This window comes from Mongoliimonas terrestris, assembly GCF_001927285.1.
GTDB lineage: Bacteria > Pseudomonadota > Alphaproteobacteria > Rhizobiales > Pleomorphomonadaceae > Chthonobacter > Chthonobacter terrestris.
Window position 1 is genome coordinate 30,482 of sequence record NZ_MSIG01000007.1, and the last position, 20,489, is coordinate 50,970.

Annotated in this window: 16 protein-coding genes; 11 read left to right on the forward strand and 5 right to left on the reverse strand. The window is 72.2% G+C overall.

The genetic code is table 11. The features are described 5' to 3' along the window. Positions 1-73: 73 nt before the first annotated feature. The 3 genes from BUQ68_RS11860 to BUQ68_RS11870 are packed head-to-tail and all read right to left on the reverse strand — an operon-like array spanning position 74 to position 4,381. Entirely contained in the window at positions 74-757 is a 684-nt protein-coding gene (locus BUQ68_RS11860; RefSeq protein ID WP_075216190.1) for a response regulator transcription factor, read from the reverse strand. Then, entirely contained in the window at positions 741-2,243 is a 1,503-nt protein-coding gene (locus BUQ68_RS11865; RefSeq protein ID WP_075216191.1) for an SEL1-like repeat protein, read from the reverse strand. Before BUQ68_RS11865 ends, BUQ68_RS11860 begins: the two co-directional genes overlap by 17 nt. After that, entirely contained in the window at positions 2,240-4,381 is a 2,142-nt protein-coding gene (locus tag BUQ68_RS11870) for an ATP-binding cassette domain-containing protein (RefSeq protein ID WP_075216192.1), read from the reverse strand. Before BUQ68_RS11870 ends, BUQ68_RS11865 begins: the two co-directional genes overlap by 4 nt. A gap of 449 nt (positions 4,382-4,830) precedes the next feature. Here BUQ68_RS11870 and BUQ68_RS11875 point away from each other — a divergent pair, with 449 nt between their 5' ends. The 8 genes from BUQ68_RS11875 to BUQ68_RS11910 all read left to right on the forward strand — a co-directional run bounded on the left by BUQ68_RS11875 (position 4,831) and on the right by BUQ68_RS11910 (position 13,582). Further along, entirely contained in the window at positions 4,831-5,847 is a 1,017-nt protein-coding gene (locus BUQ68_RS11875) for a substrate-binding domain-containing protein (RefSeq protein ID WP_210215631.1), read from the forward strand. A 152-nt stretch (positions 5,848-5,999) separates the two neighbouring features. Continuing rightward, the gene (locus tag BUQ68_RS11880; RefSeq protein ID WP_075216193.1) at positions 6,000-7,508 is read left to right on the forward strand and encodes a sugar ABC transporter ATP-binding protein; all 1,509 of its coding nucleotides are present in this window, start codon (positions 6,000-6,002) and stop codon (positions 7,506-7,508) included. 2 nt (positions 7,509-7,510) lie between these two features. Beyond that, positions 7,511-8,449 (forward strand): ABC transporter permease, encoded by a 939-nt coding sequence (locus tag BUQ68_RS11885; RefSeq protein WP_075216194.1) that lies wholly within the window; start codon positions 7,511-7,513, stop codon positions 8,447-8,449. A gap of 11 nt (positions 8,450-8,460) precedes the next feature. Next, positions 8,461-9,417, forward strand: coding sequence for an ABC transporter permease (locus BUQ68_RS11890; RefSeq protein ID WP_075216195.1), 957 nt, complete (start codon positions 8,461-8,463; stop codon positions 9,415-9,417). A 3-nt stretch (positions 9,418-9,420) separates the two neighbouring features. Further along, positions 9,421-10,479, forward strand: coding sequence for a LacI family DNA-binding transcriptional regulator (locus tag BUQ68_RS11895; protein WP_075216196.1), 1,059 nt, complete (start codon positions 9,421-9,423; stop codon positions 10,477-10,479). Positions 10,480-10,570: 91 nt separating this feature from the next. Continuing rightward, positions 10,571-11,815: a Gfo/Idh/MocA family protein gene (locus tag BUQ68_RS11900; protein ID WP_075216197.1), complete on the forward strand. Its 1,245-nt coding sequence runs from the start codon at positions 10,571-10,573 to the stop codon at positions 11,813-11,815. A 460-nt stretch (positions 11,816-12,275) separates the two neighbouring features. After that, a complete protein-coding gene (locus tag BUQ68_RS11905; protein WP_075216198.1) occupies positions 12,276-12,479 on the forward strand; it encodes a hypothetical protein in 204 nt (67 codons plus the stop codon). Positions 12,480-12,667: 188 nt separating this feature from the next. Beyond that, a complete protein-coding gene (locus BUQ68_RS11910) occupies positions 12,668-13,582 on the forward strand; it encodes an NAD(P)-dependent oxidoreductase (RefSeq protein WP_075216199.1) in 915 nt (304 codons plus the stop codon). On the opposite strand, the gene BUQ68_RS11915 is transcribed toward BUQ68_RS11910, so the two are convergent. Together BUQ68_RS11915 and BUQ68_RS11920 are read right to left on the reverse strand one after the other, a co-directional pair. After that, on the reverse strand, positions 13,583-14,185 hold the full coding sequence (locus BUQ68_RS11915; protein WP_075216200.1) for a flavodoxin family protein: 603 nt from the start codon (positions 14,183-14,185) through the stop codon (positions 13,583-13,585). Between the two features lie 35 nt (positions 14,186-14,220). Continuing rightward, complete coding sequence (locus tag BUQ68_RS11920; protein ID WP_075216201.1) at positions 14,221-14,745, reverse strand: Dps family protein; 525 nt, start codon at positions 14,743-14,745, stop codon at positions 14,221-14,223. A 282-nt stretch (positions 14,746-15,027) separates the two neighbouring features. Here BUQ68_RS11920 and BUQ68_RS11925 point away from each other — a divergent pair, with 282 nt between their 5' ends. The 3 genes from BUQ68_RS11925 (at position 15,028) to BUQ68_RS11935 (ending at position 20,444) form a co-directional block, all read left to right on the forward strand. After that, positions 15,028-17,031 carry an AI-2E family transporter gene (locus BUQ68_RS11925; RefSeq protein WP_075216202.1) on the forward strand — a complete coding sequence of 668 codons (2,004 nt, stop codon included), beginning with the start codon at positions 15,028-15,030 and terminating at the stop codon, positions 17,029-17,031. Positions 17,032-17,158: 127 nt separating this feature from the next. Beyond that, complete coding sequence (locus BUQ68_RS11930; protein WP_139315229.1) at positions 17,159-18,619, forward strand: L,D-transpeptidase family protein; 1,461 nt, start codon at positions 17,159-17,161, stop codon at positions 18,617-18,619. A gap of 229 nt (positions 18,620-18,848) precedes the next feature. Further along, positions 18,849-20,444 carry a pilus assembly protein gene (locus tag BUQ68_RS11935; protein WP_139315230.1) on the forward strand — a complete coding sequence of 532 codons (1,596 nt, stop codon included), beginning with the start codon at positions 18,849-18,851 and terminating at the stop codon, positions 20,442-20,444. The last annotated feature ends 45 nt before the right edge of the window (positions 20,445-20,489 follow it).

The following is a 20,489-nucleotide window of genomic DNA, read 5'->3' on the forward strand; positions in this document are numbered from 1 at the left end:
GGCGCCGCCCGGTCCAGGCGCCAGCGTCGGGCGCCCGGTCCGGCCGGCAGGGCCCGGTGCGCGTCCGGTTCGGTCACGCATCGGCGGTCAGGGTGTAGCCGAGATACCGGCGTGAATCGATCAGGTCGATCCCCGCCGCCGACTTCAGTTTCTTGCGCAGCTTGCTGATGTGGCTTTCGATCACGTTCTCGTCCACGTCTTCGCTGAGGACGCCGTAGACGTTGTTGAAGATCTGCGTCTTGCTCACGCGCCGGCCCACGTTGCGGGCAAGATACTCCAGGATGCGGCGCTCCCGGCGCGGCAGCGCCAGCACGGCGCCGTGCACCTCCGGGTCGCGGCCGTCGAAGAACACCTTCAGCATGGCGACGTCGGCGCTCTCCACGCGGGTGCTCGCCACGGCGCGTCGATGGATGGCCCCGACGCGGGCCTGCAGTTCGGCCACGTGCACCGGCTTGCGGACCACGTCGTCGACCCCGGCGGCGAACAGCTCCAGCGTCTCGTCCAGCGACATGGCCTCGGTCAGCGCGATGATCGGCGCGGTCGAGCCCTGCACCCGGATCTGGCGCGGCCAGCGGGCGCGTTGATCGCAGTTGCCGATGAAGAAGGCATCGACCGCGAACAGATCCGCGTCGGCCGCCGACCGGATCCAGTCGGAAAAGGACGCGGCGTCCAGCCCGAGGGCGGAGATCCCGACCTTCTCGAACCCGTTCGAATAGACCGTTGTGACGAGTTCGCGATTGTCAACAATGACGTACATCTAGAATGCCTCGGGACGGGGGGAGTATGGTTTCTGTCTCGGCGAGACGAACGGATGCGTCCCCCGGACAGGGCGCCTCCGCCGCGGTTCGAATCGGATCCGCCGGTTCTCCGGCGCCTCCCGAAGCAGGTGCGGGGCATGCACGATTTTGCGGGCCGAACACGCCCGGCAACGCGGACCACTCGAACGCTGTCTTCGCCCAATGGCCGCCGACCGCCGGATCCGCCGCCGGGCGGACCGGCGCGCGGGCCGTGCCGTTCCGGTGCGTCTCCGGCCCGTCGGCGGGCAGGGTCCCCGGCGGGGGCGAGGCCGGGCCGGTGTCGGAGGCTCCGATGGCCGCCCCCGCCGGGTCCTCCCCCGCGCCGGTCGTGCTGGCCGGGCGGCGCAAGGCCTCCAGGCGATCCCGAGCCGCCCGGTGGCCGGCGTTCGCCGCCCGCCGATACCAGGCCGAGGCACGGTCGAAGTCGCCGGCGTCCGTGCCGGCGGCATAGAGATCCCCGAGGCGCACCATGGCGTCCAGGTCGCCCCGGGCCGCGGCGCGGCGGAAGTGGCCGTCGGCCTCCTCCACCGAGGGCGGCCGGCCATGGCCTTCCGCGGCCATGATGCCGAGATAGCGCAGCGCCTGGATGTTGCCGGCCGCCACCGCCTTGTCGAAATGGGCCCGGGCGGCCGCCGGATCGACCGTCTCGCCGAGGCCGTAGAGATACTGGAGCCCGATGGAGAGGTGCGCGACGCCGTTGCCGAGGTCGGCGGCGGCGGCGAACCAGCGGCGGGCCGCCTTGTGGTCGGCCGGCCCGACCTGACCGCTCGCCAGCAGCGTGCCGAGCCCGACGGAGGCCTTCGCATGGCCCTTGGCGGCCGCCTCGCGGTACCAGAGCGCGGCCTCGCACGGGTCGGCCGGCCCGCCGATGCCGCCGGCGATGAGGAAGCCGATCGTCGCCTGCGCCTCCGTGTCGCCGGCCTCGGCGGCACGGCGGGCGAGGGCTCTGGCGCGTGCCGGATCCCGCCGCAATGCGGCACCATGCGGATAGAGCCGGGCGAGCGCGGCGCTCCGCCCGGTCAGGCGCGCGGAGCCCTGGTCCATCATCAGGAGCGCGGCGAGCTTGCGGCAGGCGACCGCCGACCCGGCATCGGCCGCCTTCTGGTACCAGTAGGCGGCGTCCGCCAGGTTGGCCACCACGCCGTCCCCGGTCTCGAACCGCCCGGCCAGGTCCAGCATGGCCTCGCAGATGCCCGCTTCCGCGGCCACCTGCACCTGTCGGAGCACGGAGGCGGCCGTGCGGGCTGCCGTATCCCGGTCACCCGCCCCGTCGCCAACCGTCATGCCGTCACCGGGCGTCCCCGCCACACGCGTCCGGCTCGGGCCGGCCACCTGGACAGCGACGGGCATGTCGGCCGCCGGCACGGCCAAGGCGTCGGCCGGCTCACCCGAGGCCGGCCGGATGGCCGATCGGAACGGGTTCCAGTCCCACGGGAAGCGTTTCATGCGCGCGCCACCTTTCTCACCGGTCGCGCCGCCGCGCCCACCCTCCCGGTGTCCGGCGGCCGCTCGTCCCCAAGCCTCTCCTCGGTCAACCGGCCGTCGCGAAGGCGCAGGCGGCGGTCGCAGCGCGGCAGCGTGCCCGCATCGGCGGTGAGGACGAGCACGGTGCGGCGCTCGAACCGGTCCGCCACGCTGGCCAGGACGGTCGCGCGGGTCCCCTCGTCGAGCCCGTCGAGCACGCCGTCGATCACCAGGAGCCCGGCGCCGGACGAGAGCGTGCGGGCGAGCGCCAGCTGCACCCGTTCGCCCGGCGAGAGGGTCGGGGCGCCCGGATCGAGCACGGTGGCGAACCCGTCCGGCAGGCGCTGCAGCAGCCGGTCGGCCCCGACCGCCGCGAGCAGCGCGCGCAGGTCCCCCTCGTCCCGCGTCGGTCCGGTGCCGCCGAGAATGAAGGCCAGGCTGCCGCCGGGCAGGCCGGTTGTGGCCGAAACCACGGCGATCAGCCGGCCCCGGTGGTCGTCGCCGATCGCCCGCAGTTCCACCCCGTCGATCTCGATGCGGCCTTCGTAGTCGCGGATGCGCCCGGCGAGGATTTCCGCCAGCGTGCTCTTGCCGCTGCCGGCGCCGCCGACGATGCCGGTCAGCGTGCCGGCGGCGATCGCCGCCTCCGCGCCGTCGAACACCGGGGCCTCGCCGGTCGCCCGCACGAGGCGAAGATCGCGGACCACCAGGCTGCGGTGCAGCCGCGGCTGGGCCGTCGCGCCGCGCCGCACGGGCAGCATGCGCTCCGGTCGGCCCAGCCGGCGCGCCGCCGCGATGGCGCGCGCGGCGGTCGGCGCAAGGGCGGCCGAGCGGCCGAACGGCAGCACCAGGAGGCCGGCGAGCGTGGCGAGCGCCGCGGCGGCCGCGCTCGCGGAGAGAGGCCACGGCGAGGCGGACCCGGCGGCTGCATCGATTGAACCGACCGCCCCGACCGAAACGGCCGCGACGGCGGTGGCGACGGCGATCGCCAGGATAGCGAGCGCCGGCAGGCTGCCGCCGCCGTTCGCATCCGGCCAGACGATGGCGGCCCGTCGGCGCCACTCGCCCCGGTGCTGGTCGAGCGCGTCCCGCGTCGGCGTCCATCCGATGCTGGCCGGAACCGCCGCCAGATAGGCGAGGCCGTCGTCCAGCCGTCGGCGCGCCTCCGTCTCGGCGCCGATCGCGGCCTTCAGGCCGGCGCCCGCCACCAGAGCGGCGGCAAGGGCGCCGCCGCCCATCACGAGGGCGGTCGGCCCATGGAGGACCGCCACCAGGGCGAGCACCAGCGGCACGGCGGCAATCTCGCTTGCCATCGGCACCAGGTGGGCGGCGTTGCGGTCGGCCAGCCGGTCGGCGTCGGCGAGCGCGCGGACGAGCGGCGCGAGGCCGGCGCCCGGCGGCAGGACGCTGTCGATCACGCTCGCCTGCAGGTCCTCCAGCCGTTCGGCCACCGGGCCGTCGAGCAGCGCCCGGTCGGCGCTCCAGGCGAGGGTGGCGCCGACGCTGCCGGCCGCGATGGCGCCGGCCGCATAGGCCGTGGCCGGCCAGGGCGCGGCGTGGGAGACGAGGTCCACCGCCGCCCCGGTAGCGGCCGCCGCCGAGGCCAGCAGCATCGCCCGCCCCACGGTCGCGATGGCGAGCGGCGGCAGGGCGCCGCTCGCCTTCGCCGCGCGCCAGACGGTGCCGGGTCGGCCTGGCCGTCCGCTGTCGCCTTCGAAAAGCCGGCCGGGCACCAGCACCCGTCCGGTCCAGGCGCCGGCGAGCCGGAACTCGTCCACTTCCACCGGCAGCTCCTGCGGGCTCGCCGGATCGCGGAGGCGAAGGGTGGCGGCCCCCCGCCGGGGCGCGGCGCCGTCGGCGATCAGCGCCTGGCCGTCGCCGAGGATGACGATCACCGGAAACCCGTGGCGACCGGCCGCCAGATCGGCGAAGGTGGTCTGCCGGTCGTCGAGGCGGAGCCCGGCCCCTGCGAGCCGCTGGCCCAGCCGCCCGGCCCGATCGTCTCCTGCCGCCGAGGCGCCGTCCCCGGCAAGCGGCCGGTTCGCCGGACCCACGCCTTTTTGCGCGAGTACCGCGTCGAGGGCGGCAAGCACGGAATCCGTGTCGAGATCGCGGATCATGGTTCACCTCGCCATGGTGGCCAGGAAGATCGTTATTAATGACCTTCTTATTGTTAAAACCTGCGAAACAATGGTTAACGAAAGGTTAACGGCCTGTCCCGGAACGGAAACAGGTAGGAAGATTGTGTTTCCTATTAGAATCCGTGCGGAATGCTCGTTTCCGATAAGCAGTGCAAGGCTATGCGGCCACTTCAGCCTTGACCGACGCTTATGACCAGCCGGTCTGTGGACGTCCCGGCGGTCGGCTCGGCGGTCGGCTCCGCGCAATCGGAGAGCCGGCGAATCACTTCCGCAACCCAGCCCGGCGCAACCCACCGGGCGGCGCCCCGCCGAACGCCGCGGGCTCAGACCGCGTTTCCGCCCACGGTCGCATTGACTTTCGATGTAACCGGTTACAACCTCTCTGCCACGAGCCGATCGACAAGCGCTCGGATCATGGGGAGGACATCATGAAGGCAGCAGTTCTGGCGGCCGGGCTCGCGCTCGCCGCCGTCACGGGCGCCGGCGCCCAGGAGACGTTCACCATCGGCCTCTCCAACGGCTGGGTGGGCAGCGAGTGGCGCACCCAGATGATCGAGGAGGCGCAGGCCGCCGCGGCCGCGTGGGCCGAGCGCGGCGTCACCGTCAACGTGGTGGTGCAGAGCGCCAACGTCGACGTGCAGGGCCAGATCGGCCATGTGCGCAACTACATCAACCAGGGCGTCGACGCGATCATCATCAATCCGAACAGCCCCACGGCGTTCGATCCCATCTTCGCGCAGGCGGCCGCCAAGGGCATCCTGGTTGTCTCCACCGACGCGGAGGTCTCGTCCAAGGACGCCATCTACGTCGGTATCGACCAGAAAGGCTGGGCCATGCAGTCGGCCGAATGGCTGGCCAAGACCCTCGACGGCAAGGGCTCCGTCGTCACCATCAACGGCGTCGCCGGCCATCCGGCGAACCAGATGCGCGTGGAAGGCTATCAGGAGGTCTTCAAGGGCTATCCGGACATCAAGATCCTGAACGAAGCCAACGCCAACTGGGACCAGGCCCAGGGCCAGCAGACCACCCAGACGCTGCTCGCCACCTATCCGGACGTCAACGGCATCTGGGTGCAGGACGGCATGGCGGCCGGTGCCTGGCGCGCCATCATGGCGGCCGACAAGACCAAGTCGATCGTCGCCACCGGCGAGATCCGCAAGGACTTCCTCGACCTCTGGTCCAAGGAGGGCCTCACCTCCGGCGCCTCGGTGAACCCGCCCGGCGTGATGGCGAGCGCCCTCAACGTCGCCGTGCACAAGCTGATGGGCAAGACGTTCAAGGACGGCGTGTTCGGCGGCGTCTACGGCAACGCGATCTACATCCCGATCCCGTTCGTCTCCAACGAGAACCTTGAAGAAAATCTCAAAGCAGCCGAGGGTAAGCCCGGCTACTGGTCGGTGACGGCCGAGGTCTCGCCCGACGAGGCGGCCGCCTTCTTCCAGTGACCTCGTCCGGCCGCCGGTTTCGTCCGGTGGCCGGCCCGACGCCTGATCCCCTCCGTCGGCGCAAGCGCGCGCCGGCGGCGGTCCGCTTGCGCCGTCGCCCCCCTTGGCGGCGTCGGCGCTTCATCCCAGATGCCCGCCGAGCAGGCCCGCCCATGCCCGACGCACCCGACGCCCTGACGGCCACCGGCGTCACCAAGCGCTTCGGCGCCGTGGTCGCCCTCAGCGATGCCCGCCTCAGGGTCGGCCGCGGCGAGGTGCATGCCCTCCTCGGCGCCAACGGCTGCGGCAAGAGCACGCTCTGCAAGATCATCGCCGGCACGGTCGCCCGCGACAGCGGCGACATCCGGGTGGATGGCGAGGCGCGCCCGCTCGCCTCGCCGCGCGCCGCCGAGGCGGCCGGCATCGCCATCTTCTACCAGGAACTCTCCCTCGTCCCGCAGCTCACCGTGGCGGAGAACATCCACCTCGGCCACGAACCGCGCGGCGCCGGCGGCTTCGTCGACCGCACCGCCCGCGACGAGAGCACGGACCACCTGATCGGCCGCTTCGCCGGGGTGGCGGGCGACACCTTCTCGGCGAAGACGCGGGTCGCCGACCTTTCGCCCGATCAGCGGCAGATCACCGAAATCCTGAAGGTGCTCGCCCGCCGGCCGCGGCTCATCATCTTCGACGAGGCGACCGCCGCCCTCGACCGCCGGCAGGTGGACGTCTTCTTCAGCATCGTCCGCGATCTGCGGGCCGAGGGCGTCTCCTCCATCTTCATCTCACACCGGCTCGACGAGGTGTTCGCCGTCGCCGACCGCATCACCGTCATGCGCAACGGCGAGACCGTCGGCGACTTCGCCGTCGCCGAGACCGATCCGGAGGCCATCGTGCGCGAGATGGTCGGCGACGTCCGCCTCGGGCCGAGGCCCGGCAAGCGCCCGGCCGCCGGCGGCGAGCCCCGGCTCGTGGTCGACGGGGTCGGCGGCGGCCGGCTGAAGGACGTCCGCTTCACCGCCCGCAAGGGCGAGATCCTCGGCCTCGGCGGCCTCCAGGGCCAGGGCCAGAAGCGGCTCCTCGCCGGCCTCTTCGGCGCCGAGCCCTTCACCAGCGGCGCGGTCCTCCTCGACGGCGCGCCGGTGGCGCCGCGCCGGCCGGCGGACGCCATCCGCGCCGGCTTCGGCCTCGTCTCCGGCGACCGCGGCCGCGACGCCGCCTTCCCGGGCCGCTCCATCCTGGAGAACGCCGCCATGGCGAGTCTGGTGCGCGAAAAGGCGCACCTCATCCTCGCCCGCCGGCTCTCCGCCCGCTTCGACCGCATGCTCGCTGGCCTGAAGACGCGCTACGCCGGGCTCGGCGCGCCCATCGGCTCGCTCTCCGGCGGCAACCAGCAGAAGATCTTCATCGCCCGCTGGCTCGCCGCCCGCCCCTTGGTGCTCCTCCTCGACGATCCCACCAAGGGCATCGACCTCGGCGCCAAGGCGGACTTCTTCGCCATCATCCGGGCGCTCGCCGAGACCGGCACCACGGTCCTCATCTACTCCTCCGAGGACGCCGACCTCCTCAGCCTCTGCCAGCGGGTGCTCGTCTTCAACGGCGGGCGGATCACGGCGGACCTCTCCGGCCCCGCGCTCGACGCGGTCGGCCTCACCCGCGCCGCCTACGGGGAGGCCGCCTGACCATGCAGGCTCTTCTCGACGGCCGGCTCTGGCTGATCACCCTCGGCGCCCTCCTGGTGCTCGTCGGCGTCAACACGGCCCTGCAGCCGAACTTCCTCGATCCGTCGGTGCTCCAGTCCAACCTCACCACCTTCCTGCCGCTGGTGCTGGTGGCGGTGGGGCAGACCTATGTGGTGCTCGGCGGCGACATCGATCTTTCGGTCGGCGCCATCGTGGCGCTCGTCAACGTCACCACCGTGTCGGTGATCGCCGCGCTCGGCGGCACCAACGAGGCGGTGCTGGCCGGCCTTGCCGCCGGCATCGGCGTCGGGCTTGCCTGCGGCCTCGTCAACGGCCTCGTGGTGGCGGTCCTCCGCTTCCAGCCGATCGTCACCACCTTCGCCACCGGCATCGTCTTCTCCGGCCTGGCGCTCCGCATCCTGCCGGACGCCGGCCTGCCGGTGCCGGAGGTGTTCTGGCGCGGCTACGCGGGCGGCGCCTTCGGCCTGCCGACCGTGGTGATCGTGCTCGCCGCCGTCGTCGCCGTCACCGCGGTCGTCGCCCGCCGGCCCTTCGCCATCCGGCTGAAGGCGGTCGGCGGCCAGCGGGCGGCGGCCTTCCAGACCGGGCTTGCGGTCGGGCGCCTGCGCGTCGGCGCCTATCTGCTCTCCGGCCTCTTCGCCGCGCTCGCCAGCCTCTGCCTCACCGGCGAGACGGCGAGCGGCGATCCCCTGATGGGCCAGACCCTGGCGCTCTCGTCAATCTCGGCGGTGGTGCTCGGCGGCACGGCGCTTGCCGGCGGCGTCGGCGGCCCGCTCGGCTCGCTCCTCGGCGCCCTCGTGCTCGGCATGATCGGCAACGTCATCTTCTTCGCCGGCCTGCCCTTCGAATACCAGACCCTCGTCCAGGGCCTCATCGTCCTTGCCGCCCTGGCCGGCGGCGTGCTCGTCGCCCGGCGCTGAGGAGGCGCAAGATGGACCGCGTCACCGCCATCCTCAAGGACCCGCTCCTCCTCGCCGCCCTCGCGGTGCTGGCGCTCCTCGGGCTCGGCGAGCTCCTGTCGCCGGGCTTTGCCCGCGGCGACCAGATCGTGCGCCTGCTCACGGTGGCGGCCATCCTCGGCATCGTGGCCGCCGGCCAGAACCTCGTCATCCTCGGCGGCCGGGAGGGCATCGACCTTTCGGTCGGCGCCGTCATCTCGCTCGGCGCGGTCATCGCCGGCAACGTCATGAGCGGCGACGACGCCATGATCCTGCCGGCGCTGCTTGCCGCCGGCGGCGTCGGCTTCCTCGTCGGCATCGTCAACGGCCTCGGCGTCACCGTGGTGCGCATCCCGCCCCTCGTCATGACGCTCGGCATGATGGGCGTCGTCCAGGGCGCCCTCGTGGTCCTGTCGCGCGGCGTTCCGTCCGGCAACGCGGCGCCGGCCCTGATGGCCTTCGTCAACCAGCCGCTTGTCGCCGGCATCCCGGGGATCCTCTTCGTCTGGGCGGCCATCGCCGTCCTGATGGCCTTCGTCCTTCGCCGCACCTTGTTCGGCTGGTCGGTCTACGCCATCGGGGCGAACGAGCGGGCGGCCGTCCTCACCGGCCTCCCGGCCGGCCGCATCCGCACCATCCTCTACGGCCTCAGCGGCCTCTTCGCCGGCATCACCGGCGTCTGCGTCATCGGCTACACGGGCAACAGCTTCATCAGCGTCGGCGACCAGTACGTGCTCCCCTCGGTGATCGCGGTCGTGATCGGCGGCACCTCGCTCGCCGGCGGGTCGGGCAGCTACACCGGCACCATCCTCGGCGCCATCGCGCTCGTGCTTCTTCAGAGCGTGCTCACCACCCTGCAGATGGAGTTCTGGAGCCGGCAGGTGATCTTCGGCGCCACGCTCCTCCTCCTCATGCTGCTCTACGGCCGCCAGGCGCGCCTCAGGGTCTGAGCCATGCCCACGCGCCCGCCCATTCCCACCATCCGCACGGTCGCCAGCCGCGTCGGCGTCTCGGTCGCCACCGTGTCCCGCACCCTGAAGAACCCCGACAAGGTGCGCCCGGACACCCGCGACGCGGTGCTGCGGGCCGTCGCCGACCTCGGCTTCGTGCCGAACGCCCAGGCCCGCAACTTCCGCCGCCAGGCGAGCGACACGGTCATCCTGCTCGTCCGCGACATCGGCAACCCCTTCTATCTCGACGTCTACAAGGGTGTGGAGGAAGCCGCCTCCGCCGCCGGCTACAAGGTGCTGATGGGCGACGCCCGGCGCGATCCCGCCCGGGTCGCCCTCCATGTGGACATGGTCCGCGCGCGCCACGCGGACGGCCTCATCCTGATGACCGGCTCGCTGCCGCCCAGCCTTCCGGGCGACTTCCTTCCGCCCATCGTCGCTGCTCTCGAGTACCCCGCCGCCGGCCCGCTGCCCTTGGTGCGGATCGACAACGCCGCCGCCGCCGAGACCGCCGTCTCCTATCTCGTCGGCCTCGGCCACCGGCGCATCGCCCATGTGAGCGGCCCGATCCCGGAGGTGATGAGCGCCGCCCGGGCGGACGGCTGGCGCCGGGCGCTCGAAGCCGCCGGCGAGGCGGTCGACCCGGCCCTCATGGTGTGGGGCGACTTCAGCCTCGACGCCGGCCGCCGCGCCGTCGATCACCTTCTCGACGCGGGCGTCCGCTTCACCGCCCTCTTCGCCGCCAACGACGAGATGGCGGCCGGCGCCCTCAATGCGCTCCGCGCCCGCGGCCTTCGCGTGCCGGAGGACGTCTCCGTGGTGGGCTTCGACGACACCGTGTTCGCCACCGCCGTCGACCCGCCGCTCACCACCATCCGCCAGCCGAAGCGCGAGATCGGCGCCGCCGCCATGCGGCTGATGGTGCAGCGGCTCGCCGAAGGGCCGCGCTTCCGCGCCGAGGTGGTGGTGCCGACCGAACTCGTCATCCGCCGCTCCGCGTCGCCGCCGGGCCAGCCGGCCCGCGAGGCGGAGCGTCCCGCCGCCGCGCTCGCGACGCCCTGAGCCCCCGCATCCCGGCGGCGCCCGACCGCCCTGTCCGGCGGCGCCCGATCGCCGGACACGACCCGGACACGTCAAGAGAGGAGACCCGCCCATGACCCCCGCCTTCCCGCGGAAGATCCTGCGCATCGGCTTCGTCGGCAGCGGCTTCATCGCCCATTTCCACCTGAAGGCGCTCGTCGGCGTGCGCAACGTGGAGGTCACCGGCGTCTACTCGCCGACGCCGGCCAAGCGCGCGGCCTTCGCCGCCGCCGTCGCGGACCTCGACCTCGGCGCCTGCACCGTCCACGACAGCCTGGAGGCCCTGGTGACCGCCCCGGACGTGGACGCCGTCTGGATCCTCTCGCCCAACGACACCCGGCTCGCCGTCATGCGCACCCTCGCCGAGGCGGTCGAGGCCGGCCGCAGCCCGGTGTTCGCCGTCGCCTGCGAGAAGCCGCTCGCCCGCACGCTGAAGGAGGCGAAGGCCATGCTGGCGCTGGCGGAGGGCGCCAAGCTCAACCACGGCTACCTGGAGAACCAGGTTTTCTCCACCGCGGTCCAGCGCGGCAAGGACATCATCTGGCGCCGCGCGGTGCCGTCCGCCGGCCGGCCCTATCTCGCCCGCGCCGCCGAGGAGCACGCCGGCCCGCACGAGCCCTGGTTCTGGCGGGGCGAGACGCAGGGCGGCGGCGTCCTTCTCGACATGATGTGCCATTCGGTGGAGGTCGGCCGCTATCTCCTCACCGCTCCCGGAGCCCGGCGCGACAGCTTGCGCCTGAAGTCCGCCACTGGCGCCGTCGCCAACCTGAAGTGGACCCGTCCGGCCTACGCGGCGGACCTCAAGGCCCGCATGGGGCCGTCGGTCGACTACACGCGCCGCCCGGCTGAGGACTTCGCCCGCGGCATGCTCACCCTGGTGGACGAGGAGGGCCAGGAGGTGGTGATCGAGGCCACCACCTCCTGGGCCTATGTGGGCGCGGGCCTCCGGATCCAGCTGGAACTCCTCGGCCCGGAATACGCCCTGGAGTTCTCCTCCCTCTCCACCGGCCTCAAGGTCTTCCTCTCCCGGCGCATCGGCGGCGGGGAGGGGGAGGATCTGGTCGAAAAGCAGAATGCCGAGCAGGGCCTGATGCCGGTGCTCGAGGACGAGGCCGGCATCTACGGCTACGTCGACGAGAACCGCCACATGGTGGAGTGCTTCCGGCGCGGCGAGACGCCGCTGGAGACCTTCCACGACGGCGTCGCCGTGGTGGAGATGCTGATGGCCCTCTACCGGAGCGCCGAGGAGGGCCGTACGGTGCTCGCCGGCGAGAATCTGGACGACTACGTGCCGGCGGTGGCCCGGCCGGTTGCCTGAACGCGCCGCCCATTCGGCCCGCAGGCGAGAAAAAATCAAAAAAAGATTCGCAGGCGCGGAACCAACCTTTGCGCCGGCCGTTGTTGGAGTAGCAGCGCTCGCAGTTATCGCCCCCCACCGCCGCGGGCGCTCTCTCGGAAACCGTCGCCCCTCGGGGCGGCGGTTTCTTCGTTTTTGCCGCCTTGCGCAGAACCCGTTAGGGTTAATCAAGCCTCTGATTTTGCTGGGAAATTGTCTTAACATCGGCCCGAGCGTCGGCTAGGCGCTTGTTTTTATGTCTGTTTTTCTCCCGCTATCGCGTATAAATCCGCACTTGATATCGCCGATCCGAACCCGCAGAAGGTCCGGGTCATATGAATGGTTCATACGGCGAGTGACCAAGCCCCGCGGCCGTAAGAGGCGACGGCCCCGGGCGGACCGGCACTCGTTGGCGTGCAGAATGGCGGGAGCGCGACCGGAGATGAGCGAGAGTCTGCAGTTCTTCTATTGCGTTGCCGTGCTGGCGGCGGCCGGCGCGGCGGCGGTCCGGGTCCTGTTGCCGAACGGTCCGACCTTCGCGACCGACAAGGCGCAGCTGGAAATGCTGGCGTGGATGTTCTCGGCCGGCGCTCTCGTGGTCCTGGCGACCCTGATCCTGGTCGGCGGCGGGCCGATCCGCCTCTGAACCGACCGATCCCCCAGGCGGCCGCACCTTTCGCCGCCGGGCGAGGACCCGACCCGGACGGCCGGTCCCATGCCGACCATCCGGTCCCAGCGGTCGCCCTCCATGCTGTCGGGCGGCCTCTTGCGGACCGGTGGTCCGCCGCTACCATCGGGCGCCCTGCGATTCCCCGGCGCGCGATCGGAGCCAAGATGCCCCAGCCCCCCTCCTTGCCCTCCGTGGCCTTCCTCGGTCTCGGCCTGATGGGCAGCCGCCAGGCGCTCCGGATCGCGGTCGCCGGCCATCCGCTCACCGTCTGGAACCGCAGCCCCGGCAAGGCCGACGCCATCGTGGCGGCGGGCGGCGTCGTCCGCCACACCCCGGCCGAGGCGGTCGCCGGGGCGGACGTGATCTTCACCATGCTGACCAAGGGCGCGACGGTGGCGTCCGTCCTCTTCGACGGCGGCGCCGCGGCGGCGATGCGGCCGGGCGCGGTCGTCGTCGACATGAGTTCGATCACCCCGGCCGAGGCGCGCGACCACGCGGGCCGGCTCGCCCGGCGCGGGATCTTCCACCTGGACGCCCCCGTCAGCGGCGGCACGGTCGGCGCCGAGGAAGGCACGCTCGCCATCATGGCGGGCGGACCGGAGGCGGTGTTCGACAAGGTGGCGCCCCTCCTCGCCCTCATGGGCCGGGCGGTCCGGGTGGGCGAGAGCGGCGCCGGGCAGGTGGCCAAGCTCGCCAACCAGATGATCGTCGGCATCACCATCGGGGCGGTGGCCGAGGCGCTCGCCTTCGCGGCGAAGGCCGGCGCCGACCCGGCGCTGGTGCGCACCGCCCTTCGCGGCGGCTTTGCGGAAAGCCGCATCCTGGATCTTCACGGCGAGCGCATGGTCCGCCGCGACTTCACGCCCTTCGGCCGGACCTCCATCCAGATCAAGGATCTCGACAACGCCCTGTCGACCGGCGCGCCGGCCGGCGCCGCGCAGCCCTTCGCCGACCTCGCCCGCACGCTCTTTCGCGATCTTCTCGCCCGCCACGGCGACCTCGACCACAGCGCCCTCATCCTCGCTCTGGAAGACAGGGCGGCGGCCGAGCCGATGCCGGACGACCCGACCGGCGGATGATCAGTAGCCCGGGTAAGGGTTCTCTTTCAGAAGCCGCGCCACATGCACGGTGTTCTTCACCAGCATGCGGTTGGTGGTCGACACCGTCTCCGGCACGGCCTCGAGGTCCTTGAAGTCGGTCCTGCCCATCGCCTCGCCCACCCAGTAGGACGGGCCGCCGGCCGGAATGGTGAAGCCCACGTCGGCGAGCGCCTGGTAGAGTTCCGCCGACACGTGGTGCGCCCCGTCCTCGTTGCCGACCACCGCCACCGCCGCCACCTTGCCGTAGGCGGGCGTGCGGCTGGCGTCGTCGGTCTCGCCGAGGAAGGCGTCGAGCCGTTCCAGCACCCGCTTGGAGACGCTGGACGGCTGGCCCATCCAGATCGGCGTGCCGATGAGGAGGATGTCGGCGGCCAGCACCTTGGCGCGGATCGCCGGCCAGGCATCGCCGTCGCCCTCGTCGGACGAAACCCCCGGCTTCACGTCGTGGGCCGCCACCCGGACCACCTCGCCGGTCACGCCCTCCGCCTGGAAGGCGTCGAGGACGAGGGAGAGGAAGGCGTCGGTGGATGAGGCGCCGGTCGGCTTCAGGGTGCAGTTGAGGGCAAGGAGCGTCAGGGACATTGCTTTGGGTCTCTTCGACGAGGGGGAGCGGCGGGTCAGGCGTGGCCGGGGCGGACCCGGGCGGCCTCGAACAGGAACCAGGCGCGCTTCTCCGCCTGATCGATCAGCTCTTCCAGGAGGCTCGCAGTGCCGACGTCCTCGTGCTCGTCGCAAAGGCCGTGGGTCTCGCGCAGGTGCGCCACGAAGTCCTTGGTGTCGCCGTGCAACTCGGCCAGCATGTCCTGCGGGTCCACATAGTCCGCGTCATTGTCCTCCAGGCGCTGCAGCCGGCCCACGTGGCCGATGGAGCGCAGCGTGGTGCCGCCGATCTTGCGCACGCGCTCGGCGATCTCGTCGGTGCTCGCCAGGATCTCGGCCGCCTGCTCCTCGAAGAGCAGGTGGTAGTCGCGAAAGTGCGGCCCGCTCACGTGCCAGTGGAAATTCTTGGTCTTCATGTAGAGCGCGAAGGTGTCGGCAAGGAGCGCGTTCAGCGCCGCCGAGACATCGCGCGTGGCGTTGTCGGAGAGATCCGACGGGGTGGCGAGTTCGGGGCGGACGCGGGTGGTGGTCGACTTGGCCATGGACGGGACGTCCCTCGGTTCGTTGCGGCGGGCGATGAAGGGGTGCGGCGGGCGTCGGCACCCCGGTGGCGTCGCCGATGGTGGGATGCCTGGACGGCGGTGATGATCGGAGCGGCAACGCGCCGTCCCGCTCCGCTGTTCCGACCATCCGGCATCGATTTCGCTCACGCTTTCGCGAACCCGGCGGATCCGCCGGCGCGTTCGCGCGTTGATGGCGGTCCGTTCCCTTTAAGAACGGCGACCCGTCCCGGGTCCTTCTCCATCCCCTTGGGTGACGCTTTCATGGACTCCGACATCGCCGTTTCGGACGACGGCCGCGCGTCCGGCCGCCGGAACGTGGTGGACACCACCGCCCTCGTCGCCCTCTGCCTGATGATCGTGGCGGTGCTCTCCGTCGCCCGCGAACTCCTGGTGCCGCTGGCGCTCGCCATCCTGCTCAGCTTCGTGCTTGCCCCGCTGGTGCGGCTCCTGCGCGCCGCCGGCCTGCCGCGCGCGTTCGCGGTGGTGATGTCCGTGCTCTCCGCCTTCGCGCTCCTCTTCGCGCTCGGCTGGCTGATCACCGCCCAGGTCTCCGAACTCGTGCGCGACCTGCCCCGCTACCAGGACACGGTGCAGGCGAAGATCACGTCGCTGAAGGGGGCCACCGCCACCAGCGAGGCGCTTCGCCAGGTGTCGGGCTTCCTCGACACGGTCGGCGCCGAGCTGGAGACCGCGGCCCCGGAGGAGGCGCCCGCCGCCGGCGCCGCGCCGGCGGCCCCGCGGCCGCTGCCCGTCCAGGTGCTTGAGCCGCAGCCCGGGCCGCTCTCCACCCTGGCGGCGCTGATCGCCCCGCTCCTGCACCCGTTCGCCATCACGGGCATCGTCATCATCTTCGTCATCTTCATCCTCCTGCAGCGGGAGGATCTCAGGAACCGCTTCATCCGCCTGATCGGCACCCGCGACCTGCAGCGCACCACCGACGCCCTCGACGACGCCGCGCGGCGGTTGAGCCGTCTCCTCCTCATCCAGCTCGCCATGAACACCCTGTTCGGCATCGCCATCGGGGCGGGCCTCTGGCTGATCGGCGTGCCCATCCCGGTGCTCTGGGGCATCCTCGCCGCCGTCATGCGCTTCGTGCCCTACGTGGGTGCCGTCATCAGCGCGGCCCTGCCGCTCGCGCTCGCCGCGGCGGTCGATCCCGGCTGGTCCATGCTGATGTGGACGGCCATCCTCTTTGCTATCATCGAGCCGGCGGTCGGCCACTTCATCGAGCCGCTCGCCTACGGGCGCACCACCGGCCTCTCGCCCGTCGCCGTCGTGGTGGCGGCCACCTTCTGGACCTGGCTCTGGGGGCCGATCGGCCTCATCCTCGCCACCCCGCTCACGGTCTGCCTGGTGGTCATCGGCCGCCACGTGAAGGGCCTCTCCTTCCTCGAAGTGCTGCTCGGCGACCGGCCGGCCCTGTCGCCGCCGCAGCTCTTCTACCAGCGGGCGCTCGCCGGCGACGCGGCCGAGATGGTGGGCGTCGCCGAGGAGGTGCTGCGCGCCCGCTCGCTCAGCGAATACTACGACCAGATCGCCGTGCCGGGCCTGCGCCTCGCCCTCGACGACAGCGAGCGCGGCCTCCTCGGCGACGACCGGGCGCGCCGAATCCGCGCCACCGTGGAGGACCTGGTGGAGGACCTCGACGGCTACGACGACGTGCAGCCGGACGGCATCCGTCCGCCCGGCCCGGAAGGCGCCGCCGCCCTGGAGGCGACCGCGGACCGGCCGGAGGTGGCCGTGCTCGCCCCGGACGGTCTTGCCGACGACTGGCGCGGCGAGGCGTCCGTGCTGGCCGTCGCGGCGGAAAGCCCGCTCGACGAGGCGGCCGCCCTGATGCTCCGCCAGCTGATCGCCAAGCACGGCATCTCGGCCCGCGCCGAGGCGGCGGACGCGCTCTCGGCCCGCCGGGTGTTCCAGCTCGGCGCCTCCGGCACCCGGCTCGTCTGCCTCGTCGCCATGGGCGCCGCACGGCCGCTGCCGCTCCGCCATGCCGCAAGGCGCCTGCGCCGCCGCCTGCCCGGCGTGCGCGTCGTCCTCCTCACGCCCGGCGAGGCCGCCGGCGGCCGTCTCTCCGCCGCCGACGTGGGCGTCGACGAGACCGCCGCGAGCTTCCAGGAGGCCCTCGGCCTCATCGTCGCCGCCGCCGGCCGGCCGCCGGAAGCCCGCGTGTCCGCTTCGGCGGAGGGGGCCGCGGCGGATCTGGCGTCCGCCGACGCGGCCATCGGCCCGCAGGCCCCGCCGGTCGTCCGGCAGCGCGTCTGAGCCGGCGCGCGTCTCGGGCCTTCAAGCCGCCCAGATCGGATGGTGCAAGAGGGCCCTTCCGATAGGCGGCCCTCGGGGGCCGCACCGCGCCGGCCCTTTGGCGCCGCACGAGGAGAGACACAGCATCGTGCCGTTCCGGATCCGCCGCCCGGCCCTTCTTCTCCTCGCCGCCGTCCTTGCGGCGGGCCTCCCGCTCGGGCCGGCCCGTTCGCAGGACTTCGACCCCTGGGCCTTCCCCGGCGGCCGGGTGATCGACCCGCCGGTCGACCGCGCGCCGCTCGCCCCGCCCGACGGCTGGGGCTCCGGCCCCTACGACGGCCCGGACGACGGCTTTTCCGAGGAACCGCCCGGTCCGCCCGACGACCGTTTCGACCCGGAAGGCCTGCCCGAGGACTCGTTCGACCCCGAACCCCTCGAGCCCGAGCCCCTCGAGCCCGAACCCTTCGACCCTTACGCGACAGATCCTGGCGCCATCGACCCTTACGCCGACGACCCCGACGCGCCCGAAGCCCCGCTCCCCGGCGAGCCCACCCCGCCGGCCGACGCCGGCGACCCGCCCGCCGCGCCGCCCTCCGCCGCCCCCGCCGCGCCGGAGACCCGCGTCCCGGAAGTCGCCGCCCCGGCGACGCCCGGTGTCGCGGCTCGCCCGACGCTTGCCCCGGCGGCGCTGATCGAGGCCGTGCTGGCGGCCCGCTTCGCCGTCGACGCCGACCTCGGCAACCGGGTGCCGGGCAAGCTCGCCCAGAGCCCGCTGGTGGTGAAGATGCAGATTCTCCTCGACCGGGCGGGTCTCTCGCCCGGCGTCATCGACGGCTACATGGGCCTCAACGTGCAGAAGGCGATCGTCGCCTTCGAGGCCAAGCACGGGCTGCCGGTGGACGGCCTGATGGACGGCGCGGTCTGGTCGGCCCTCGCCCTCTACGAGACCGAGCCGGTCCTCGGGTCCTACACCCTCACCGAGGCGGACGTCGCCGGCCCGTTCGTGCCGCACCTGCCGTCGGACTACGGCGAGATGGCGAGGCTCCCCGGCCTCTCCTACCGGGACGCCGCCGAGATGCTGGCCGAACGCACCCACATGGACCTGGAATTCCTCCTCCAGATCAACCCTGGCGCCGACTTCACCCGCGCCGGCACCGTGGTCACCGTGGCGGCGCCCGGCCGGCCGGCGCGCACCAAGGTGGCGCACGTGGTGGCCGACAAGCGGTCCAAGCAGGTGGTCGGCTATGACGCCGAAGGCCGCATCGTGGTCGCCTACCCGGCCACCATCGGCAGCGCCAGCCTGCCGTCGCCCATCGGCCGGCACGTGGTGGAGGGCGTCGCCATCAACCCGGACTACTGGTACCGCCCCGACGTCAACTTCGTGCAGGGCAACAACCGCAAGGCCCTCCGCCTGCCGCCCGGTCCGAACGGCCCGGTCGGATCGGTCTGGATCGACCTCAGCGCGCCCACCTACGGCATCCACGGCACGCCGAACCCGGACGCCATCGACAAGGGCTTCAGCCACGGCTGCGTCCGGCTCACCAACTGGGACGCCGACGAACTCGCCCATCTGGTGGCCAAGGGCGTTCCGGTGGATTTCGTCGACTGATACCCGGCTCTTCAGCTTGGCACGACCCCGCGCCCGAACCGGCGCCGACCCGTCGGGCCGCGCCCCGGGGGAGGACCGATCCGGTCCCGCGCGCGGCCGGACGGCGGCCTCGCGCGCCGGCCTCCTTCGCACTGCGAAAGGGCGCGTCTTGTTCCGATCCGCATAAGTCTTCTTTGATGCATCATGCATACGAAGGGTGATCCGCTGGCTCAACCGGTTCGATCATCCCATGGTTCTGAAAAGACTTTTCGCCGTTCGATCCGCACTTCAGGCTGTCATCGGCGATCGTCGCGGTAATGTCGGGCTGATCTTCGCGCTGACCGTCATCCCGGTCGCCATGGCGACCGGCGCGGCGATCGACTACGGCCACGCCACGCGCGAGCAGAGCCGGCTGCAGAGCGCGCTCGACATGGGCACGCTCGCCGCCCTCGGGTCCGCCACGCCGACCACCACCACCGCCGAGGCGCGCGCCGTCATGGAGCGCTACATCGCCGGCGACTTCGGGTCCGGCTACACGGTGGAAAGCTTCGAGGCCTCGCTCGGCCGCACCGGCGAGCGGCTCGTGCGGGCGCGGGTGACGGCGAACGTGCCGACCAGCTTCCTCTCGCTTGCGGGGCTGCGCCAAGTGCCGGTGGCGGCCACGTCGGAGACCCGGATCGGCGACGACGAGATCGAGATCGTCATGGTGCTCGACAACTCCGGCTCCATGAAGGACGACAACAAGATCGGCCGTCTGCGCGATGCCGCCAAGAGCCTGGTGACGACCGTGGAGGGCGAGGCGCGGGGCAAGGTGCGCTACGGCCTCGTGCCGTTCGCCGCCCTCGTCAACGTGGGCAGCACCCGGTCGGGGGCGAGCTGGATCGACACCAGCGCCACCTCGCCGGTGCACGCCACCCATTTCGACAAGACCATCAGCCGCCTGACGCTCTATTCCAAGATGAAGGGCACCACCTGGGGCGGCTGCGTGGAGGCGCGCCCGAACGGCCACGACGTCACCGACGCGGCGCCCACCAGCGCCGACAAGGCCACCCTGTTCGTACCGTCCTTCGCGCCCGACGAGCCGGACCCGGAGGAGGTCTGCAACACCTTCTACGGCTACAAATACTGCCGCCAGGTGGCAAATTATGAGAATAGCTACCTGAAGGACGACGGCGGCTCCACCTGCACGGCCGTCTCGTCCACCACCAGCGACACCGTCCGCCAGTCCGCCACCTGCAAGTACATGGGTACCACGCCGGCCTCCACGGCCGTCGGCGCCGGTCCGAACCGCATGTGCGACAGCCGGCCGATCCAGCCGCTCACCAGCGACACCGTGGTGATCGAGACGGCCATCGGGGCGATGATCGCCCAGGGCGGCACCAACATCGCCGAGGGCCTCGCCTGGGGCTGGCGGGTCGTCTCGCCCGGCGAGCCCTTCACCGAGGGCAAGGCCTACGGCTCCCGCGGCGTCCGCAAGGTGATCGTGCTGATGACAGACGGCGAGAACCAGATGATCGGCGTCTCCAACACCAAGAACGTCAACCGGTCCTACTACTCGGCCTACGGCTTTGCGGCCGACAACCGGCTCGGCACCACCTCGCGCGACGGCACCGTGCTGAAGGGGGCGATCGACAGCCGGCTTGCCACCACCTGCACCAACGTGAAGGCGGCGGGCATCGACATCTACACCATCACCTACGACCTCACCGACACGACCACGCGGGCGTTGATGCGCGCCTGCGCCACCAGCACCAGCCACGCCTACTTCCCGTCCACCAGCGACAACCTGACGAGCGTGTTCCAGGCGATCGGCCGCTCGGTCGGCAAGATCCGCCTCGCCGAGTGACCGCGTCGGAGCGGCCGGTCGCCCGTCCCGGTCTGGCGGAGTACG